Genomic DNA, 20,470 nt, shown 5'->3' on the forward strand with positions numbered 1-20,470 from the left:
GTGCTGCAGGCTTTTTAAAGTTTCGCATAATCGTTCTTTCCTAGAGTCCGCGGTTTACTGTGTTTGCTTGTTTCCGTTGCGCCGTGCGAGTACGGCACCGAGTAGTACGAGCATGCTGCCGAGGCCTACGGCCCAGAGAACGTTCGCACCTGTCGACGCCAGTGGGGAGTCGCCGTTGCTTGAGACTGGCGGCTCGCTCGTGGGGGGTTCTTCATGCGGCCCGGTTGGAACTCGGGGTGTCGTTTCTTTCGAAGGGGTGCCAGGATTGTGCGGCGGAGTGTCTTCTGGTGGCGGAGTATCTCGGGGCGTTGTTACCGGAGTTGTCGACGGAGGAGGAACATCTTTGTCCTTATCCCACTTAGTCACCACGACGTTCTCATAAGTGAACGATGTTCCTTCAAGATTGGCCAGAGGCAGAATAATCAACTTGGGGGATGAGACATGATAATCGAACGCGCTGTCCGGTTCGTCTTCTTCGAGAAGATAGAGCCCTGGTTTAAGGCGTTCGAAGTGAGCACGTCCGTCATCCCCAGTTGTTTGGGATGCGACACGCACGAGGCCCTGAGCACGAGCATCATCGAGCTCCATGTTCTTGGCCGCTGCTCGGCCAGCAGATGTGGTGACATCGATGCCTTTAACTTCCGACAAGGTAAAGGTTGCACCAGAAATTGCAGGAGGCTTCTCACCGGCGGGAACAGGATCGAAAGGATTCGTGGCGACCTTCTCTACTACCAGTGAGATTGAGCGCTGCGAATCGACGCTTTCTGCAACAATTCCTCGATCATTTCCACTAATCACGCGGGCATCTGCTGCGGGTAGGAAGAGCCCCGAGGATAGTACTGTTGCTGCAGCAATCGCCGCTACGTATTTGGTCCTACGCATTATGATTCCTTTTCCTCTTGAGCTTCCTCGGCGTGAGTGCTTTTCTGCTTTCCCGGTAGACCCACCAGATGAGTCCTATGAGGACCAGGAGGGAGATACCCAACAACAACCACATCCACCATTGGAAGATGGAGGCGGATTCGTCGATAAGCTGCTCTTCGTCCGGGTCCATCGGCACGCGTTCCGCATGAACAAGCAAACGGTGGGTGTTGATGCCGTAGGGAGTACAGGTGATAAGGGTCAGCAAGTCACGATCACCATCTGCACGCAGGTTGTCTACTTGGTCCGGCAAAACAACCTCGGTCTCATAGACTTGGTATTTCATTCGCTCGCCAAACGTAGAAATATAAACCGCATCGCCCGCTTTAAGCTCTTCAAGGTCATCAAACATGGTTGCATTAGTCAGACCCGAGTGACCGGTGATAACCGCGTGAGTTCCCTCGCCTCCGACGGGAAGAGACGTCCCATAGAGGTGGCCTAATCCGCGCTGCAGGGTGGAGTCCTTAGTGCCGTGGTAAAGCGGCAGCTTTACGTCGATAGCGGGGATGACAACTTGGGACATCGCCGGTGCACCGCTGAGCTGGTCGAGGTACTCCTGGTATTCAATATTGTCTTCGCTGATGCGAGTAAGCCACGGGTCCAAAATCGGGCCGTTGGTGTGCGCGGCGTTGTAGCTGCGCGCCGCCTCAACCTGCTCACTGGCCTCTTGAGCATGGTAAGCATCCCGGAACTCCTGCTCGTACTCCTCAGTGACTTGCTGCTGGAGGTGGTTGTTCCACTGCGTAGCCAAGACTGGGTACATGAGCACGCATAGACCGGCGAGAATGATAACGACGGGCAGAACGACACGCTGCATTAGCGAGCGCTGCTGCCTGTGCTTGTGCGCAGGTGTGCGCGTTGCGATGCTCATGCTGTGTCCAATCTTTGTTTAAAAGGGGCGGGGATACTTTTGAAAGGCGCCTCCCCGCGTGGGTACGCCGCATGCTGGTTTAGCGTTCAGTGGCCGCTAGACCAGCAATGCACAGCACGCTTAAGCAGCGTTACGACGGGCAACGAATACGCCGGCGCCCACAATGGCGAGACCAGCGAGAACCAGAGCGGTGATACCCATACCACCGGTGTTCGGGAGGAAACGGTCGCTCGGCTTATTCTTCAGGTCGAAGGAGTACGCAAGGTTCTCGACCTTCACGTTCTCGATGCCGTTCATGCCGGTAACGTTCGGAGCAGTCTGGGTGCCTTCGTCCGTGCGCTTAATTACGAACGGAACCAAACGCTCATCAAGCTGGAAGCCGGTCGGAGCCTTGGTCTCCTGTGCACACAGCAGAGTGTTGTCATCGGCATTGTTGGCAAAGTCGGTGGCGTGAATTCCAGTGATGGAGATCTTGCCGTCCTTGCCAGTGGTCCAGGAAGACTGATCGTTGACGGTCAGTTCCTTGGTGCCCTGAACCTGGGTGTAGCCGCCGTCACCGGCCTGGCACTTCACCAGGCGGAACTCTGCACCCTGAAGCGGGGTCGTCCCGTCCTCACCAACCTTGTTGATGTTGAGGGTACCCCAGTAGGTCTTTACTTCTTCGGACTCACGCTTGTACTCACCTTCACCATTACCGGTGTTGAAATACAGCTGGGCCTTGTTAGGGATGACCTCAACGTCTTTAGGCGCCTTCGTAGTGATGCGGGTCAGAACCTTGGTGCCCGCCTTCTGTCCAGCCAAGAGGGCACGGCCTTCGTCATTGAACTGAAGGTTGATGTTGTGCTTCCCGTCTGCCGACGGTGCGGGAGTGATGACAGCATCGTAGTTTTTCGAATCCACCTTGGTTGCGCTATCCCAGCTGGTGCCCAGGCGAACTTCAATTTTGTCAGCAGTCGGAGCTTCGAGACGACCATCGAGAGCATCTACAACTCGGTAGCTTACAAGCTTGTCCAAGCTCGAAACTGCCTTCGGAATGTCAGAGCTGATGGTGTAGGTGTAGTCCTGACCACCGTGCTTGTCTTTATCCTGAACGGTCTTTTCAATGCCAGCACGGGTGTTCTTCGGGTAAACGTGAACGTTATTGATCAGGCCAGTGCCGTTCTCATTGGTAACGGGTACGGAAACCAAGAAGTCAGGCCCGGGAACGAAGCCAGAATTTGCTGGAACCTCAAGCTCGGAGACGCGGTAGACGCCTTCCTCAAGGCCGGTGAACTCGATGACACCCTGGTCGTTAGTGGTGCCTTCCTGAGCAGTTGCACCTTCAACAGGAGTGGCCTTCGAAGCATCATTCTTGTCAGCACCCGTAGCTGGAGTTACGCGAATGATCGAGAACTTGAAGCCTGCAGGAGTATCTGGGGTCTTACCCGGGATCTTAGCCTCATCCAGCTTCGAACCATTAGACGTCCCGTAGTTGTCTCCATTGAGGTCACGCTTCGTGATGGTCAAGGAGTAGCCAGCCTCGTTGCCCGGCTGCTCCGCCTGTGCAGCGGCCGGGGCTGCATTCTCAATAGCCAATCCTGCGGAGCCAGCAAAAGTGAGACCCGCTGCGATGGCGATTGCGGCAGTCTTCTTAATGACAAGTGCCATGGTGAGATTCCTTTCGGAGATTCAGTATTCGCTGGGCCCGTTGCGGTCAGCGATGAGAGAAAATTGAGTGCTCAAGAACTTCTCAAGTTTTCTGGGCCCAGCTTGGGCTCCATTTGAAACCTTACCACTTGCTTAAAATTAAGTCGATTTCCCCTGTCACCCAACTGCCTGCACGACAGCCCGATACTACATCTTTTTGATGGATTCAAACTTCATCCAGCCATAACCCACGACTATCCGTCACCACGGCCGCAACAATAACCAGCATAAATATAGGCTGGACACCGACATACACTTAAAACTTGCAGACATTCACCCAACCCTGAATCTCGCACATAGTTGCGGAACACCAGTAACATTCAGGACCCTTTTCGGGGGTGCCGAATAGGTGCTGTACTGGAACTATAACTCAGGCCTTTACCCCCTTTGACCCTTGAAATACTTCCCATTAACTCTCAAATAGCCGATACTCTTGACAGTATTTTTCAGCTTCGATTTTGCGGAAGCTGAAAAACTGCTGTCAGAAGTAGACGCCTCGCCCCCTTTTCATTCAAAGGCGACCAAAGCTCTGCACCGAATCCTCAATTAGGAATCACCGCCCACCCCCAAGGGCGATGAGACAACGCATTCGGCGATTGTAGGCATTAGGCCGGCAGGACGCGCCCCAGAGCATCGAGGGTCCAGCCGGCGCTGCGCCACTTGTCGACGTCCAGCACGTTGCGGCCGTCGATGATGTGGCGGCGGGCCACGAGCTCGCCGGCCTCCGCCGGGTCGAGGTCGCGGAATTCCTGCCACTCGGTGGCGAGGATGACCAGCTCGGTGTCCTTGAGGGCGGCGTCGGCAGTCGGCGCGTAATTGAGGGTTGGGAATACCTTCTTGGCGTTCTCCATGCCCTCCGGGTCATAGACCGTGACGGCGGCACCAGCCAGGGAGAGCGAACCGGCCACGGAGAGCGCCGGCGAATCGCGGACGTCATCGGAGTTGGGCTTGAAGGCGCAGCCCAGAACGGTGACGCGGTGGCCGAGGAGGGATCCATCGAAAGCCTGCTTGGCCAGGTCCACGACGCGATCGCGGCGGCGCATGTTGATGGCGTCGACCTCGCGCAGGAAGGTCAGCGCCTGATCCGCACCCAGCTCGCCGGCGCGCGCCATGAAGGCGCGGATATCCTTGGGCAGGCAGCCGCCGCCGAAGCCGAGGCCAGCACCGAGGAATTTGCGGCCGATGCGCTCGTCGTAGCCGATGGCGTCGGCAAGCTTGACCACGTCCGCACCGGCAATCTCGCAGATTTCAGAGACCGCGTTGATGAAGGAAATCTTGGTGGCCAAAAAGGCGTTGGCGGAGACCTTGACTAGCTCGGCGGTCTGCAGGTCGGTCACGATGAACGGGGTGTTCTGTGCCAGCGGCTGGGCATAGACCTCGCGGGCGACCTCTTCGGCTCTACTTTCGGCGAATTCGCCGACGCCGAGGACGATACGGTCCGGGGTGATGGTGTCCTTGACGGCATAGCCCTCGCGCAGGAACTCCGGGTTCCAGGCAATCTCCACGCTGGTGCCCTCCGGGGCGAGTTCATCCGCCATTTTCTGCAGCTCCGCTGCGGTGCCCACGGGGACGGTGGACTTGCCGAAGATGATGTGCTCGCCCTTGAGGCGCGGCACGAGCTCCGTGATGACGGACTTCACGTAGGTTAGGTCCGCCGCATAGGAGCCGTGGGCCTGCGGCGTTCCTACGCCGAGGAAGTGCAGGTTGGCGAATTCCGCGGCGTCGTCATAGCTGGTGGAAAAGCCCAGGCGGCCAGACTCGATGTTGCGCTCGAGCACCTCCGGAAGACCGGGCTCGTAGAACGGCACGCGGCCGTTCTTGAGAGCTGCAATCTTGCTTTCATCAACATCTACACCGAGTACCTCGTGGCCGAGTTCCGCCATGCAGGCGGCGTGCGTCGCACCCAGGTAGCCGGTACCAATCACAGTCATACGCATAACCGGGAATTTTAGGCGCGGTTGACCTGAAGCGCGCGGCGAGAACGAAAAGTTTAACGGAAGTTCAGATAGGACTTCGACGGTGTAGGCCCGCGCTGGCCCTGGTACTTCGACCCCAGTGCGCCGGAACCATACGGGGCCTGCGCCGGCGAGGACATCTGGAAGATAGCCAGCTGGCCCACTTTCATCCCCGGCCACAAGGTAATGGGCAGGTTCGCGGTGTTAGACAACTCGAGCGTGATGTGTCCGGAGAAACCCGGATCAATGAATCCGGCCGTGGAGTGCGTCAGCAGGCCCAAGCGCCCCAGGGAGGACTTGCCCTCCAAGCGTCCAGCCAAATTCGCGGGCAGGGTGAACTTCTCCAGCGTTGCGCCGAGCACAAACTCACCCGGATGCAGCACGAAGGCATCCCCCTCAGCCACCTCCACCTCGCTGGTGAGGTCCGGCATCTCCTGCTTGGGGTCGATATGCGTGTAGCGCGAGTTATTAAACACGCGGAAGAACTTGTCTAGGCGCACATCGATTGAGGAAGGCTGGACCATCTCTGCGTCATAAGGCTCAATGCCCAAGGCATCAGGCCCCTCTGAGTCGATGGCGGCACGAATATCACGATCGGAAAGAAGCACGGCACACAGTCTACCTCCCCACTGGGTCTTTTATGGCCTCGGGCGGCGGCGGTGCTAAGCTTTACTGCGATGCAGATTCTGCATTGCGCCGACGTAGTTTAATGGTAGAACTGCAGCTTCCCAAGCTGCTGGCGCGGGTTCGATTCCCGTCGTCGGCTCCACTTATTTACCCAGCTCAGGCTGGGTTTTGCTTTAGGTCTCGTCGGCGGCGCGAAGCAGCGCAGCATAGGCGCCGCCACGCGCAAGTAGCTCGGTATGGGTGCCGCGCTCGACCACGCGGCCGGCGTCGAGGACGACGATCTGGTCGGCATCGCGGATGGTGGACAGGCGGTGTGCAATGACCAGGCGGGTGGCGTCCGCGCCAAGCACTGCATCCTGGATGGCGCGCTCCGTTTCGTTGTCGAGGGCCGAGGTGGCCTCATCGAGGATGAGCACCTGGGGTTGGCGCAGCAACGTGCGCGCCAGCGAGAGGCGCTGCTGCTCACCGCCGGAGAAGCGGTAGCCGCGCGAGCCCACCACTGTGTCCAGGCCTTCCGGCAACGCGGCGATGACCTCGTCCACGCGCGCGGCGTTAAGCGCCGCCCACATCTGCTCCTCGCTGGCATCGGGCTGCGCGAAGAGGAGGTTCTCCCGCACGGTGCCGTGAATGAGGTAGGTCTCCTGGGAGACCACGCCGATGACCGCCGCGCGCTGCGCCGGCGGAATGTCACGCAGGTCTACCCCGCCTAGGTGCACGGTGCCTTCGGTGGGATCGGCTAGGCGTGCCAACAGTGCGGCGACAGTGGACTTGCCGGAACCGGTGTGCCCCACTAGCGCGGTGGTGGTGTGGGCGGGGATGGTGAGAGAGACGTCGGAAAGCGCGTCGGTGTCCGTGCCGGGGTAGCGGTAAGAGACGTGGTGGAGGGTGAGGGAGGCGTCGGCAAGCTGGGCGGGCCGGGTGACCTCAGTGAGATCGGGCTCCAGGTCCAGGTACTCGAAGATGCGGCTGAACAGCGCCATCGACGCCACCCACTGCGCGCCCACGTTGAGCAGCCCAGTAATCGGGCGGAAAATCTGGGTCTGCAGAGTAGAAAAGGCGATGAGCGTGCCAATCGTAATCCCCGGGCGCAGACCAGCCACCAGGTAAATTAGCGCCGGCATCACGCCGAAAATGATTTGGGTCAGCGCCATACGCCAGCGCCCGGCCAGCTGCGATTCCAGCTCCAAGCGGATAAGCGAGCGCGAGGTTGTCTCAAACCCGTCATAAACCCGCTCTTGCGCGCCCAGCGTTGCCGCTAGGCGCATGCCGGACACGGACAGGTTCTCCGAAATGGTCTGCTGCAACGTCGCCTGCGCGCGGCTGTTTTTCTCCATAAGGCTGCGGCGCAGCACGGCGGCGCGGCGGGTGAGCCACACGGCGGGTGGCAGCACCAGCAAGGACAACAGCGAGAGGGTGGGCGAAAGCGCCACCATCGCTACCAACGTGGCCACCGTCATGGTGAGGTTGCTAGCCACGGAGGTCGCGGTGGTGGTCACCATGCCGCGCATCGCCGCGATGTCATTGGTCAGGCGGGATTGGATCTCGCCGCCCCGGTTATTGGTAAAGAACTGCAGCGATTGGCGCTGCAGGTTGGCAAAGACCTGCGTGCGCAGCTCGTGCATGATGGTGTGCCCCACCCGCGCCGACAGAAAGGACTGGATAACGCCAATGGCCTGGGAGACCACGGTGATGGCCAGCATGCCGCCGACGAGCCACAGCAGCAGCGCGGTGTCGTGTTCAGGAATGGCCTCATCCACGGTGCGGCGTACCAGGAAAGGCTGCATCACCGTCAGCCCGGAGGTGGCGATGATGAGCGCCACCACCACAAGCAGCGTGCCGCGGTGCGCGGCAAACAGGCCGGCGACGCGAGCAAACTTCACCGGGTGCTGGGCCAGCTGATCGACGTCCGCGGGGTCCTTCACCGCGGTGTGCATCGGCCGGGTCATGGCTTAACCGCAGGTAACGATGGGCTGCGGGTCATAGACCGTGGTGGTGGTCTCCCGGGAGATTTCCTTGCCGGAGAGGTCCTTGATCACGCGGGTATCCGAGGTGGTGAAGCCCGGCGTGCCAGACGACGGCGAGCAGTCCTCGCTCACCGACTTGCGCTGCGGCTCGGTCTTGGCCCAGCGGCCGTTGTTGATGGACTCGACCTCAACCGTCTTCACGCCCTTGAAGCGCACGGTGATCTCGTCACCAAAGCTGGTTTCGATGCGCACCGGGTGGTTGGAGGTGTTCTTAAACTGCAGGTCAATTGCGCCTTCGTACACGGTGGCCTCGCGGCCAGCCGGGTAGCGCGAAATGTAATAGGAGTGCGGGGTGTGTGCCACGTCCTCCATGCCGGCGAAGTAGGCCGCGTTGTACAAGGTGGTGGCGAACTGAGAGATGCCGCCGCCCACGGCCTTGCCCGCGTGGCCGTCGATGATGATGCCGGATTCCACATAGCCCTGCGCGGTACCGCGCGGGCCGGTGTAGCCGTTGAGGGAGAAGGTCTCACCCGGGTTGACCACGGCACCGTTGACCTCCTGGGCCACCAGGCGGATATTGGTGCCGGAGGCCCCGGAGAAACCGCCGGTAGAAAACTCGGACACGGTCTCATCGAAGGTGGCCTTCTCTGCCATTTCCGTGGTGAAGTCTGCGGGGTCCGGCTTGTAATCGGCATCCCATTCGCGGTCGTCCTCGCTGCTCACACGGTCCTCGAAGCCCTCGAGGGTCTTCTCCCAGTCGATGATGGAGCCATCCACCGAGGGCGTGATCTGCTTGTCGTTGCCGCTGAAGGAAATTTTGGCGTTGGTGCCGGGCACCTCGGAGCCTTGCATGCGCTCTTGGAAAAGCTCACGGGCGCGGTCTTTATCCACCTTGAGGCGCAACTCGCCGTCTTCGGCGGCGATGGAGACAAATTGGGAAATCTCCGGCTTGCGCAGGGTGCCGGCGGTGTTGTTCTCGCCCTTGAGGGTTAGCGGATTATCCAGCGCGCGGGCGGCATCCCCGGTGCGCATGGCCTCAATCGCCTCATCATTAATCTGAGGCTCCACCACCATCGGCTCGACGTCGACGCCCTCGGGGTCGAGCCAGTGCTTCACGACGCCCTCGTGCAGCACTCCCTCTTCCACCGCCTGGCCGAGCTTGGGTTTGGTCTCTTTGAGGGAGCCGTCGATAAGCTCCAAGTTTCCGTCTTCCGGCTCGATCTTCAGCTCGTTGCCCACGCGCTCGAGTTGGCCGGAGAGCTGGTTCTCATCGATGTCCACAGCCACAGGGATTTCCTGGGTGGGCTTAATGAAGCTGTACAGGCGCGAGAGGGGGTTCAGGGAAGCGTCGGGAATGCCGTCGACGGCTTTCTGATAATTCAGGCTTAGGCCGGAGTCTTGGGGGATAAGCTGCGAGCTTTTCTCCCCGGCGCGGATATCCACGGGCTGGGCCGCGACGTCCCCGAGTTCCTGCTCCAGCTTCTCCACCGCAGCGGTGCGCTCCATGCGGGAGATGTCCACGCCGCCGACCGACGTCGCGCGCGGAACCTTGTGCTGGTTGGCCATGACGTCCCACGCGTAGGCGATGCCGGCGATGAGTAGAAGTCCAACGAGCACGCCAAGGGCCACGTGGAGCCCCTTGCGCCGCTGTTGGCTATGTCCGATTGCCTTTTTCACGTGTACGAGATTAACGGCTGCCAGCTGGTTTTTACTAGTCGCCCTCGTGCTGGGACACGACTTCGGCGGCCGCGTCGATGACCGCGTTGATGTCATCGTCGGTGGACCACAGCGGCATATCGGCACCTGCGGCAAGGGCTGCGGCCACGGCCTCCGGCACGCTGAAATTCTCCGAGATGGAGGCCATCCCTCCCAGGTCATCGGTGTAAATCGTGCCCTCGAAACCCAGTTCCTCGCGGGCCAGCTGGTAAGCCCGCGGGTTGAGGGAGGCGGGCTCGTCCCCTAACCCAGGCACCACGAGGTGGCCCATCATGAGGGCCGCTTCCGGGGCTTGCGGGATTGCCGTGTGGAAAGGCACGAACTCGTGTCCGTACAGTTCTTCCAGCGGCGGGGTAACGGCCTCACCCAGGTGTGTGTCCCCGGAGGCACGCCCGTGGCCCGGGAAGTGCTTGAACACGGCCTTCACGCCGGCGGCCTGCAACCCGCGGGCAAAGGCCGCGCCATATTCGCCGGCGGCCTGTGGGTCGGTGGAGAAGGAGCGGTCACCGACGACTTCCAGGTCTCCCCCATCCACGTCGAGCACCGGGGCGAAGTCCACCGTCACGCCGTGGGCGCGTAGGCTCTGCCCAATCTCCGTGGCTAGGGCCTCGACCTCCTCCGGGCTGTGGCCCTCCGCCATGGCCCGCGGAGAGGGGTAGTCGCCCAAAATTTCGGAGAAGCGCTGTACGCGCCCGCCTTCGAAATCGATGGAGACTTCGAAGTCGCGGCCCATCTCCTCGCGCAAAGCGTTCACTCCCCGCGGGCCATCGCTGAGCAGCTCAGGGTCGGCCCAGCTGGGGATAAAGAGCCCGCCCACGCCGGCTTCGAGTTTCGCGCGGGCATCCTCGTAGTTCAGCGCCGGCGGCATGAGCTTGACGGCAGCGCGAGCGCGGACGCCCTCAAGCGCGGCATCGTGTTCTGCCGCGTCCCCCGACGCGGCGCTCGAGGCCGCGGCGCTGGTTTCGCTGGGCGGGGCGTCGGAAAGCACAGGCTCCTCACTACACGCGCTCAGCGCACAGGTAGCACTCAACAGGAGGGCGGGCATTGCTTTTCTCATGCCCACCAGTGTGCCTGAAGCACCCGCGCGGGAAACAAGCGGTTGTTAGGATGGTCACATGAATAACGGAGAGACCATGCTCATTGCCTATGACGGCTCCGACCGCGCCGACCGCGCCCTCGAGTACGCCGCGCGGCTCCTGCGCCCCACCGACGTCGAAATCCTCACCGCCTGGGAGCCGTCCGCACGCCAGGCCGCCCGCGCGGTCAGCCGCACCGGGCTGCACCAATCCACGGTCTCACCGGACAGCGTGGAGGATGACCCGGCCTATGAAGAGGCCCTCGCCATCTGCCACCACGGAATTGCCAAGGCCGAGTCCCTCGGCCTGCGCGGCCATGCCCACCTGGTGGAATCAGTGACGACGATTCAGAGCGCGATTGTCGACGCCGCCCACGAACTCGACATCGACGTCATCGTCACCGGCACCCGCGCGCTCACGGGCTTCCGCTCGCTGTGGAATAACTCCACTGCGGAGTACATCGTGCGCAACGCGGGCCTGCCGGTGTTCATCGTTCCGCCGGAGAACGATGAGGAGGACGACGCCGCGGAGAGCCACTCCTAAAAGGTAGTACCGAGCTGCTAGAATCTGGCGCCATGGCATTCGACAGCGATTCACTCAACAAGCGCACCCTGGGCCCGGCCCTGGGCAGCGCGGTCGTTGGCGTAGCGCTAGGTGTCGTAACCATCCTGGGCATCGCGCAGTTCTCGCAGGCAGATGCCGTTCCAAACGATAATTCCGTCAAGGCCTCCGACGCCGTGATGGGCGGGCCGGAGTACGGCTCCCGCGAGTAGCGTGCGCGCACGCATCGGGGGGCTTTTCTTTTTAGCCCTCGTGGTTCTGGTGCAGCCGTGGGGGCTGACCGCGGCCGATACCAAGCATGATCTGGTGGCCAACCCGGCTGGGTTTTTGGCCGGCGCCCTGCATGCCTATACCGATACTTTTACGCTGGGCCAGCTGCAGAACCAGGCCTATGGCTACCTCTTCCCGCAGGGCTTGTTCTTCTTGCTGGCGGATCCGCTTCCGGATTGGATAGCGCAGCGCGCCTGGTGGTTCTTGGTCCTGGCCGTGGGCTTTCTGGGCTTCTTCCGCGTGGTCCGCACAGTGCTTCCCGCCGCGCCGGGCTATGCCGCACTGATGGGCAGCCTCCTCTATGCGCTCTCCCCGCGCACGCTGACCACGCTGGGTGCAATTTCCTCAGAGACCTGGCCGGTCATGCTGGCACCCTGGGTGCTGCTGCCCTTCTTGCGGCCAGGCCGCCTGTGCTGGCGGGATGCCGCGCCCTCGGTGGTGGCGGTGGCCTGCATGGGCGCGGTCAACGCCACGGCCACGCTGGCGGCTTGCCTACCGGCGGGTGTGATTCTACTGTGGCGGCGCGCGGGCAAGACTGGTCTGGTGTGGCTAGCCGGATGCGCTGCGGTATCCGCGTGGTGGATTACCCCGCTGCTCATCCTGGGCCGCTATGCCCCGCCTTTTACGGAATTCATCGAGTCCGCCGGCGTGACCACGCGCTGGCTCAACCTGGCAGAAATCCTGCGCGGCACCACCAGTTGGGCGCCGTTTGTGGATACCGAGCGCGTCGCCGGCAACGAGCTGGCCACCGAGCCGGTCTTTGTGCTCGTCACGGTGTGCGTTGCTGCCCTAGGGCTCATGGGTCTGGCCCGGCTGCCGCGCGAGTGGGCCTTCATGCTGCTGGTGGGCGTGGCCGTGCTCGGCACGCATGCCGCGTGGTACCTCGACGCGCTTGATGGGCCGCTGGCCGCGCTGCGCAACGTGCATAAGTTCGACCCGCTGGTGCGCATCCCGCTGGTACTCGGCGTGGCCGCGATTGCTGCCCGGGTGAGGCTTCCGCGGACGTTGAGCATGGGGCGTCGTGAAGCAGCGGGCCTTTTGGTGTGCCTCGTGGTGATGGGCGCGACCGCCCCGGCGTGGGCGGGCAGGCTACTGCCGAAGGGGGCCTACGAGGAGGTGCCCAGCTATTGGCAGGAGGCCGCTTCTTTCATGAACAGCCTGGATACGCGCGTGCTCATCTACCCACCGGCGTCCTTTGCCCGCCAGGACTGGGGGTGGACGCGCGATGAGCCGGCGCAGCCGCTTCTCGACGTCCCCTGGGCCGTCCGCGACGCCGTTCCCCTCATCCCGCCCGAGGCAATCCGTGGTCTGGACGGTGCGATGGCGCAGATCGAACGCGACCCTGCCACCGCGCCCTTAGTGTTGCAACGCCTAGGCATCGGGGCCGTCGCGGTGCGCCACGACCTCATGTCTGGTTCTTCGGACCACATCCCGGGCGAGGTCCACACCTTCGGGGAGGTCGACGTCGTGGTCTTCGACCCCGACCTCTCCATGAACCTGGCGCCTGCGAATCCGCCGCGCGTGGCGGGCGGTGGGGAGTCGCTCGCGCTCCTCTCCGGTCCTCACGAACTCGTCTCCTCCAACGCCGATATCGTGACCGATACGCCTGCGCTGCGCGACCGCAACTACGGAACGCTTTCCGGCCCGGTCTCCGCGCCGATGGCCCCTGATGACCCTTCCACCGTGCGCAATCGACTGCGCGATTACCCCTCCGCTGGCCCGCTGACCCAGGTGGTGGAGCACGATGGCCGGGTCACCGCGTCCTCGTCTGCCGCAGATGCCTCCGCCTTCGGCGGGGCGAACCCGGCGCGTTCTCTTACCGCGGCCGTCGACGACGAGAACTCCACCGCGTGGTGGCCAGCACCCGGCGATTCCGGTTGGCTGGAGCTGCACTCCGATTCCACGTGGACCTCGCCCACGCTGCGGCTGATGACCACCGGCACGACTGAGGTGACCATCCACAACGGCGACTCCAAGGTGACGGTCACCATGGAGGCCTACCGCGCCCGCGATATCCGCGTGCCCGGCGCGAAAGCCTCCACCATCCGCATCGAGCCGCAGCACCGCACCGGAATTGCGGAGGCCTCCATCGTGGATCAGCCCACCCCGCGGCGCATCGTCACCGTGCCCGATACCTCGCCCGATGCCGAGCAGTTCCTCTTCCAGCAGGACAACGAGCACATCCTCATCCGCTCCTTTACTACCCCGCGCGACATGATGGTGCGGGTCTCCGGTGGGAAAACAGTGCTTATCGACGGCTCCCCCCACGCCCCCAACTCCACCCTCAACCTGCCCGCCGGTCAGCACCTCGTGCGCACCACGGGCGATTGGGCGGCCCTGACCGATACCGCGTCTTCCTTGCCCGCGCCCCTTCCCGCTTCCTCTGACCGCTCAGCATCCGCAAACGGCGCTACCCCATCGGCCGCATCGGGCGCTGACCACGGCTATACCCCGCTCGCTGCCGGTGAGACCATCGAGCCCGCCGACCACGACCGCCTCCTCATCACCGGCCGTGCCTTCAACGAGGGCCTGCGCGGCGAGCTACGCTCCCCCAGCACAGCCGCGGTCTCGACGCCAGGTTCAGCACAAGACTCAGCGCCGGACTCGACGCCGGCCTCCAGCTCGGAACCACTGTCCCTCGAGCCGCGCTCCATCGATGCCGACACGCAAGCCTTCCTCATTCCCGCCGGTGCCGGCGGCACCTTCCACATGTCTTTTGCTGCCGACCGCGCCTATCGCGTCGGCTTGGGCCTCGGCGGCGCGCTCGCCGCGCTGACCACCGCGCTGTGCCTGCTCCTCATGGCCCGCGGTCCGCGCCCTCACTCCGCTTCCCCCGCCACCGCCGCTGCTTCCGCGGCACACAACACCGCCTCGTCCAGCCCTGCTACCCACTCGTCTGCCTCGGCGCGTGTCCTTCTAGCCCTGCTCATCGCGGCAACGATGGCGCTCGTCGCGGGTCTACCCGGAGTTGCCGCCGCTGCCGCGGCGTGGGCCATCACTCCCTGGACCACGTTGCGCTCCGACTACTTGGCGGGCGCGCTGACCCTGGCCGCGGGCGCGATGCTCGCCCGCGCACCCTGGCCCACGGACGGCTACGCCGGCGACTCGCTTCTGGTGCAGCTGCTCTGCGTCGCGGCTATCACGTGTGCCTGCCTCCCATCCCGCCGCACGTCCTAAGTACCCGGCCCCGCCCCAGATGGTTTCCCTCAAAAGGTACTAGTCAAAAGGTGTCTTTGGGGGCAGGGAAACCATCTGCGGCGATGTAAAAGGTTTGTTTGGGGTCAAGTAAACCGTTTGACTAATGCCTTCTGGAAAATGCCATGTGTGAAGTGCCGTCTACGGCCCCGCCGAACCGGCGGAATCAGTAAAACCGGCGGCGTTGGCAAGGGATCCGGAACCGGAAGCGCTCGCAGAATCGGCGGCGAGGCGCGGCAGAGAACGCGGGACGGCGATGCGGCCGCGGGCGAAGGAGCGGATGAGGTCGCGGCCGGGGACCTCGACAAGCGCGTAGGTCGCAGCAGAAAGCACACAGCTAACGACCACCGTGAAGACCAACACCACCGCGAAATCCCCGGCAGAGCCGGAGAAAGCAGACACGCCCAACAGCGGGAAGGCAATGGCCAGCACCGCTACGTGCCACATGAAAACACCATAAGACCAGCGGCCCAGCGCTCGCATCACCTCGGAAGAAAGCCAGCTTTCCCGCGGGGCCAGCGCCACCGGCACCACGATGCACGCCCCGCACACCGCCCCCGCCGCAATGCGCCGCGCAAACTCACCCGGTTCTGGATGCACCAAGCCCTGCGGGCCGAACCACTCGCGGCTGGCCAGCCACACGCAGCCCGCCGCCACCGCCCAACAGGCGGGACGCACAATCCGCCCAGCACGCAGGCGCACCTGCGCGGCCTCGGCCTCCGCGGCCAACATTCCCACCGCAAACCACGAGAAATACGCGGGCGGCCAAATCTGCGTATTGACATCGCCGGATTCATACCCGGCCACAAACGGCAGGAAGCCCCAGAACAAACTCAGCACGCCAGCTCCAGCAATAAGCGCAACCCGCGGGCGCGCCGAGAGCTTATCCAACAACCACGCCAACAGCGGCAACACCGCATAGAAGGCGAACTCCACACACAGCGACCACAATTGCGTGAGCCCGGGAACCAGGCCATCGGCAATATAGAGCTGCGTACCGGTCAGGTTGGTGATGACTTGCGGGAGGGTTAAGGGGGAAGCGTCGGGAAGCAAGGCGAGCACGACCACCACACACACCAGATACAGCGGCGCCAAGCGCGCCACGCGGGAGAGCGCGTACTGCCCCGCCGTGTGCACGTGCCGCCGGCGCCACAACAAGAAACCGCTGAGCACGAAGAAGACCGCCACCCCGTAATCCAGGCGCTCAGCCCAGGCCCAGCCGGTGGCCGTCTGAAAGGACACGTGCGTGACCACGACTGCCAATGCTGCCAGCGCACGCACGCCTTCGAGCTCAGGGAGAAAGCGCATGGCCCACTACGATACTATTTCTGCAGTGAATCCCTCGACCGATCGGAGCTGACGTGTTCCTTCGCTCCCGCCTAGCGCAGGTGACGATTGCCGCCGCGGTGTTCCTCATACTCGGGTCCATCCTTCCGCCGCTGTACAACAACCAATCCCGCCCACTGCCCAGGGACCTCAACCTAGAGATCCACGCAGAGCACGACGGAGCCACGTTTACCCGCCACACCACCACCGCCCCCGCGATGAAGGATTCCGTGGCCCGCGCGCAGTCCACCGTGGACCTCACCTTCAACGGCGAGACCATCGCGCACATCACCGAGGAATCCCAGCTCAACCGCGAATCCACCTACCCGGTGGCGGGGCCGAACACGACGCAGCACATCGAGCTGCCCGCCTTCGACGTACAGGTGGAAGACCGGGTGGAGCGCGACGGCATCAGCTACTTCTTCCCCTCCGGCGCGGAGCAGCGCTCCTATCCCTTCTTCGATCCGCTGACCCAGGACACGGAGCCCATCGATTTCCTGCGCGATGAGAAGCTCGACAGCATCCCCACCTACGTCTTCCACCAGGATGTCGCGCCGGTCTCGCTCGGGGAGGTCTTCGCCTTCGAAGCCCACCGCTCCGGCCCCGCGGGCGATTTTTACTCCGCGGAGTCCTTGGAGCGCTACAACCTCAAGCCGAAATCACACGTCATCCTCGAGCCTTTCTACGCCGTGAGCCGCACGGTGTGGGTGGAGCCCACGACCGGCACCATCGTCAACGAGGAGGAGCACCCGCGCATCTTCTGGGCCACGGACGCGCGCCAGGCCCAGGCCATGGTCGATGCCGATGACACACACGAGCGTGCGCTTCTCGACGTCCCCCTCTCCTGGTCCGATTCCACCCGCACCGAACGCCTCGACTCTGTTCGCCGGGTCATCGACACAGTCAAAATCTTGAGCCTCGTCGGCTGGCTGGGCAAGGCCATCGGCGTGGCGTTGTTGGCGGTGGCGGCCGCGATGTTCATGCGCCGCCATGCAGCGCAGAGCGCGTAGGCGCCCGTGATTACGTCCCGAGCATCCCTTGCGGTGCGCGCCGCCCTCTGCGCCTGGGGCGTGGCGCTCGTGCTCGCGGTGTGTTGGCCCTTCGTGCTGCCCGGCGAGTTCCTGTGGCGCGACATGGTGCTGCTTGACCGCCCAGCCCTGAGCGCTGCCGCCTTCGGCGCCGGTGACCTTCCCGCCCGCAATGCACCGCAGGACGGGGTGCTTGCCTTATTCGGCGGGGCGTGGCTGGCCAGGGTCTTCATCCTTGCTGCTGCGAGTGCCTCGGCGTGGGTGGCGGGCCGGTGGGCGCGCGAGTCCAGCCCGTGGGCGGCGGCCGCTGCGATGGCGTGCGCGGTGGCCAATCCTTTCGTCATCGAGCGCCTCCTGCAGGGCCAGTGGTCGCTGGCAGTCGCCGCCTGGTTAGCGCCCGTGATCGCGTGGGGTTGTTTAAGCTACCACCCGCGCGTGGCGTGGCTGGCGCTGTGGGCCGCGTCCTTGACGCCCACCGGCGGGCTCTTCGGGGGACTCATCGCGGTTGTCTGTGAGCGCGAAAGGCGGTGGCTCTTCGCGGGCGGCTCAGTTTTGCTGTGGTTGCCGTGGCTAGTTCCAAGCCTCGTGGCCGGTTCGCCTACCACCCACGGCGACCCCGCCGCCCAAGCCGCGGCCTTCGCCCCGCGCGCGGAGGCCTACGTGGGTGCGGTCGGCTCGCTGCTCGGCTTCGGTGGCATCTGGAATGCCGCAGCAGTACCGGCCTCTCGCGAGCAGGGCTTCGCCCTGGCGGGACTTGCCGTCGCCGCCCTCGCTGTCCTGGGCGCTGCCCGCCTTCCCCGGCGCGAGCTGCGCCCGCTCGCGGCCCTGGCGGTTCTCGGCATGGGCCTGGCCATCCTCGGCGCACTCGCCCCAGGTCTCACCGCCTTCGCCGTGGAGCACGTCCCCGGTGCGGGCCTACTGCGCGATTCCTCCAAGCTCACCTTGCTCGCCCTGCCGCTGGCCGTGGCGGGTATCGCATCCCTGCGCCAACTTCCTGCCGCACTCGCGCTGTGCGCCTGCCTGCTCCAGGCTCCCGATGCACCGCGGGAGCTCGCCGTGTTACTCCCACGCGAAACGGGCATCGACCGCCAGCTCGTCGAAGACCTTGACGGCCGCCTGACCTTCTTCGCCGACCGCTCAGCCATGGTGCCGCTTGACGGCGGCATTGCCCTCGACCCCTATTCCAAGGCCGCCAACAAGCTCGACTCCGGCGAGCTCACCGTCGACGGCATAAACGTGGATCAGCCTGCGCCGCGCTACCTGGCGGCCACCGAAGCCTGGAACACGCGCGACCTCGCCCGGTTGGAGGAGCTCGGCGTGGGCGCGGTCGTCGAAGCGGGAGGCATCGTTGCCACCACCAACGCGCAACCGGCACCCGCCCCGTGGGGGCTTAGCGCCGCCTGGTGCGCACTTCCGCTTCTAGCAACTCTTCGAAGCGCGCACCGGTTTTCTCCCACGAAAAAGTAGCCGCCAACTCGCGTGCCGCGTTGCCTAAACGGTGGCGGAGGGAGGGGTCGTCGACAAGCATGCGCACCGCCGGCGCGAACTCCTCCTCGCACCGCACCAGCACACCGGTCTTGCCGTCGATAACACTGTCTTGCAGGCCAAACGCATAACCTACCGTGGGCACCCCATGTTGGGCCGCCTCCATGACTGCCAAACCCCAGCCTTCTTTTCGAGACGGCATGAGGTGGACATCAGCGCGCGCGAGCAACGCATGTTTATAGTCCTCCGTCACCTGACCACGGAAGCGCACGCGGTCTTCCACCCCGTGGGCACGCGCATACTCGCGCAGGTGGGATTCCCACCAGCCGGAACCGATGACGTCGAGAAGCGCGCCCGGAATCCGCGCCACGGTGTCCATGGCATGCTCAATTTGCTTGTGCGGCACGAGGCGCGACAGCGTCACCAGGTGGATATCGGCCTCGCGCTCCAAGGTGGGCACGTGTGACGGCAGGGGGTCCACGCCGTTCTCAATGATGTGCGCGCCGTGAATCCCCAGCTTCTCCAGGTCGCGCTTCGAAGCCTCCGAGACCGTCACCCACGTGTTCTCACGGTAGATCCTTGGCACCACGCAGGATTCCAGGAACCACCCCAGCCGCGCCAGCACGGGCCCGGCCACCGGCCACTGCTCGCGGTGGCAGTGGTGCGTCAGGATCACCACGGGCGCCCGGGTGGCCAGGCGCGCAAAGAACGGGATGCCGTTGTGGGTATCCACCACGACATCGAAACCGCGGCGCCCGAACAACATCGCCACCAACGCGCGCGGGTAGACGCTGAACTTGGCCCCGGCACGCGAGTAGAGCACGCCGTTGCGGCGCTCGCGCTTGGCGGCGTTCATGTGGCGCGCGGTACGGAAGACCACCTCGTGGCCTTGGGCAGCGAGGTACTCGCCGACGCGCTCGAGGTAGCGCTCGGAACCGCCACCCTGCGGGTGGGTGGAATCGCGCCAACATAAAAGAAGGATTTTCATGACGATGCTTTAGCCTAGTGGGTTATGAAACGCACCCGCGCCTTGGCCACACTGCGCCGCTCCTGGCGGCTGCTGCGCTCCTTCCGCTTCGAGCAGACAGCGCCCGCGGTCTTTTATGGCGGTCTGGCTGAGGACACCGCCGCGCTTGTCGACGCCCTCTCCCGCGACCATTCCCTCTCCCTCACCGGCGCGCGCGTGCTCGACGTCGGGGGCGGGCCCGGCTATTTCGCTTCGGCCTTTGCCCAGCGCGGGGCCAGCTATGTCGGGCTGGAGCCGGACGTGGGCGAGATGGCCGCCGCCGGCATCGAGGTGGCCCAGGCCGTACGCGGCAACGGCACTAGCTTGCCCTTCGCGGATGACATCTTCGACATCACGTATTCCTCCAACGTGGCCGAGCACATCCCCAACCCGTGGGACATGGGTGAGGAGATGCTGCGCGTAACCAAGCCCGGCGGGCTGGTGATCTTGAGCTACACGGTGTGGCTGGGACCCTTCGGCGGGCACGAGACCGGCCTGTGGGAGCACTACGTGGGCGGCGAGTTCGCCCGCGACCGCTATACCCGCCGCCACGGCCACCCGCCGAAGAACGTCTTCGGCACCTCGCTCTTTGCGCTCTCCGCCCGCGAGGGCTTGGACTGGGCGCGCAGCGTGGCTCCGCCGAGTCCACAGGGCGCAGAGTTCCTCGCGGCCTTTCCGCGCTACCACCCTGCCTGGGCCTGGTGGGTAACAAAGGTGCCGGTGCTGCGCGAGTTCCTCACCTCCAACCTGGTCCTCGTCCTGCGCGCTTAAGCCCCTAAAACG

At 63.9% G+C, this 20,470-nt stretch carries 16 protein-coding genes and 1 tRNA gene; 7 read left to right on the forward strand and 10 right to left on the reverse strand.

Annotation, left to right across the window (positions count from 1 at the left end):
* Positions 1-54: 54 nt before the first annotated feature.
* From HMPREF2822_RS13340 to dcd, 5 genes are all read right to left on the reverse strand, one after another.
* A complete protein-coding gene (locus tag HMPREF2822_RS13340) occupies positions 55-882 on the reverse strand; it encodes a pilin N-terminal domain-containing protein (RefSeq protein ID WP_141746423.1) in 828 nt (275 codons plus the stop codon).
* On the reverse strand, positions 875-1,792 hold the full coding sequence (locus HMPREF2822_RS08600) for a class C sortase (RefSeq protein ID WP_070523726.1): 918 nt from the start codon (positions 1,790-1,792) through the stop codon (positions 875-877). Before HMPREF2822_RS08600 ends, HMPREF2822_RS13340 begins: the two co-directional genes overlap by 8 nt.
* A 120-nt stretch (positions 1,793-1,912) precedes the next feature.
* Positions 1,913-3,439, reverse strand: a complete 1,527-nt coding sequence (locus HMPREF2822_RS08605) for a SpaH/EbpB family LPXTG-anchored major pilin (protein ID WP_070523729.1) — start codon at positions 3,437-3,439, stop codon at positions 1,913-1,915.
* A 644-nt stretch (positions 3,440-4,083) separates the two neighbouring features.
* Positions 4,084-5,415: a UDP-glucose dehydrogenase family protein gene (locus HMPREF2822_RS08610; protein ID WP_198530969.1), complete on the reverse strand. Its 1,332-nt coding sequence runs from the start codon at positions 5,413-5,415 to the stop codon at positions 4,084-4,086.
* Between the two features lie 53 nt (positions 5,416-5,468).
* Positions 5,469-6,041: a dCTP deaminase gene (gene dcd, locus HMPREF2822_RS08615; protein WP_070523734.1), complete on the reverse strand. Its 573-nt coding sequence runs from the start codon at positions 6,039-6,041 to the stop codon at positions 5,469-5,471.
* An 87-nt stretch (positions 6,042-6,128) separates the two neighbouring features.
* On the opposite strand from dcd, the gene HMPREF2822_RS08620 reads away from it, so the two are divergent.
* Positions 6,129-6,202 (forward strand) — tRNA-Gly (locus HMPREF2822_RS08620).
* Positions 6,203-6,233: 31 nt separating this feature from the next.
* On the opposite strand, the gene HMPREF2822_RS08625 is transcribed toward HMPREF2822_RS08620, so the two are convergent.
* Genes HMPREF2822_RS08625 through HMPREF2822_RS08635 form a run of 3 tightly spaced genes read right to left on the reverse strand, consistent with a single transcriptional unit; the run spans position 6,234 to position 10,797 of the window.
* Positions 6,234-8,006, reverse strand: coding sequence for an ABC transporter ATP-binding protein (locus HMPREF2822_RS08625; protein WP_070523737.1), 1,773 nt, complete (start codon positions 8,004-8,006; stop codon positions 6,234-6,236).
* 3 nt (positions 8,007-8,009) lie between these two features.
* Positions 8,010-9,701, reverse strand: a complete 1,692-nt coding sequence (locus HMPREF2822_RS08630; protein WP_198530970.1) for a VanW family protein — start codon at positions 9,699-9,701, stop codon at positions 8,010-8,012.
* A gap of 34 nt (positions 9,702-9,735) precedes the next feature.
* Entirely contained in the window at positions 9,736-10,797 is a 1,062-nt protein-coding gene (locus HMPREF2822_RS08635; protein WP_070523744.1) for a glycoside hydrolase family 3 N-terminal domain-containing protein, read from the reverse strand.
* Between the two features lie 58 nt (positions 10,798-10,855).
* Between HMPREF2822_RS08635 and HMPREF2822_RS08640 the strand changes: the two genes are divergently transcribed.
* From HMPREF2822_RS08640 to HMPREF2822_RS08650, 3 genes are read left to right on the forward strand one after another with little or no spacing between them, the layout of a single operon-like run.
* Positions 10,856-11,359: a universal stress protein gene (locus tag HMPREF2822_RS08640; RefSeq protein WP_070523747.1), complete on the forward strand. Its 504-nt coding sequence runs from the start codon at positions 10,856-10,858 to the stop codon at positions 11,357-11,359.
* Positions 11,360-11,391: 32 nt separating this feature from the next.
* Complete coding sequence (locus HMPREF2822_RS08645) at positions 11,392-11,589, forward strand: DUF2613 domain-containing protein (RefSeq protein ID WP_010188604.1); 198 nt, start codon at positions 11,392-11,394, stop codon at positions 11,587-11,589.
* A 1-nt stretch (position 11,590) separates the two neighbouring features.
* Complete coding sequence (locus HMPREF2822_RS08650) at positions 11,591-14,824, forward strand: alpha-(1->3)-arabinofuranosyltransferase domain-containing protein (RefSeq protein WP_070523750.1); 3,234 nt, start codon at positions 11,591-11,593, stop codon at positions 14,822-14,824.
* A gap of 159 nt (positions 14,825-14,983) precedes the next feature.
* On the opposite strand, the gene HMPREF2822_RS08655 is transcribed toward HMPREF2822_RS08650, so the two are convergent.
* Positions 14,984-16,150, reverse strand: a complete 1,167-nt coding sequence (locus HMPREF2822_RS08655) for an acyltransferase family protein (RefSeq protein WP_070523754.1) — start codon at positions 16,148-16,150, stop codon at positions 14,984-14,986.
* A 53-nt stretch (positions 16,151-16,203) separates the two neighbouring features.
* On the opposite strand from HMPREF2822_RS08655, the gene HMPREF2822_RS08660 reads away from it, so the two are divergent.
* On the forward strand, positions 16,204-17,178 hold the full coding sequence (locus HMPREF2822_RS08660) for a PorA family protein (protein WP_070523757.1): 975 nt from the start codon (positions 16,204-16,206) through the stop codon (positions 17,176-17,178).
* Between the two features lie 6 nt (positions 17,179-17,184).
* A complete protein-coding gene (locus tag HMPREF2822_RS08665) occupies positions 17,185-18,663 on the forward strand; it encodes an MmpA family trehalose lipid delivery protein (RefSeq protein WP_232755645.1) in 1,479 nt (492 codons plus the stop codon).
* Here the strand turns inward: HMPREF2822_RS08665 and HMPREF2822_RS08670 are convergent.
* Entirely contained in the window at positions 18,587-19,669 is a 1,083-nt protein-coding gene (locus tag HMPREF2822_RS08670) for a glycosyltransferase family 4 protein (RefSeq protein ID WP_070523763.1), read from the reverse strand. The two genes, HMPREF2822_RS08665 and HMPREF2822_RS08670, sit on opposite strands and share 77 nt — an antisense overlap.
* Before the next feature lie 24 nt (positions 19,670-19,693).
* Between HMPREF2822_RS08670 and HMPREF2822_RS08675 the strand changes: the two genes are divergently transcribed.
* Complete coding sequence (locus HMPREF2822_RS08675) at positions 19,694-20,458, forward strand: class I SAM-dependent methyltransferase (RefSeq protein WP_070523766.1); 765 nt, start codon at positions 19,694-19,696, stop codon at positions 20,456-20,458.
* Positions 20,459-20,470: the final 12 nt, after the last annotated feature.

The organism is Corynebacterium sp. HMSC062E11 (assembly GCF_001811845.1).
Lineage (GTDB): Bacteria > Actinomycetota > Actinomycetes > Mycobacteriales > Mycobacteriaceae > Corynebacterium > Corynebacterium hesseae.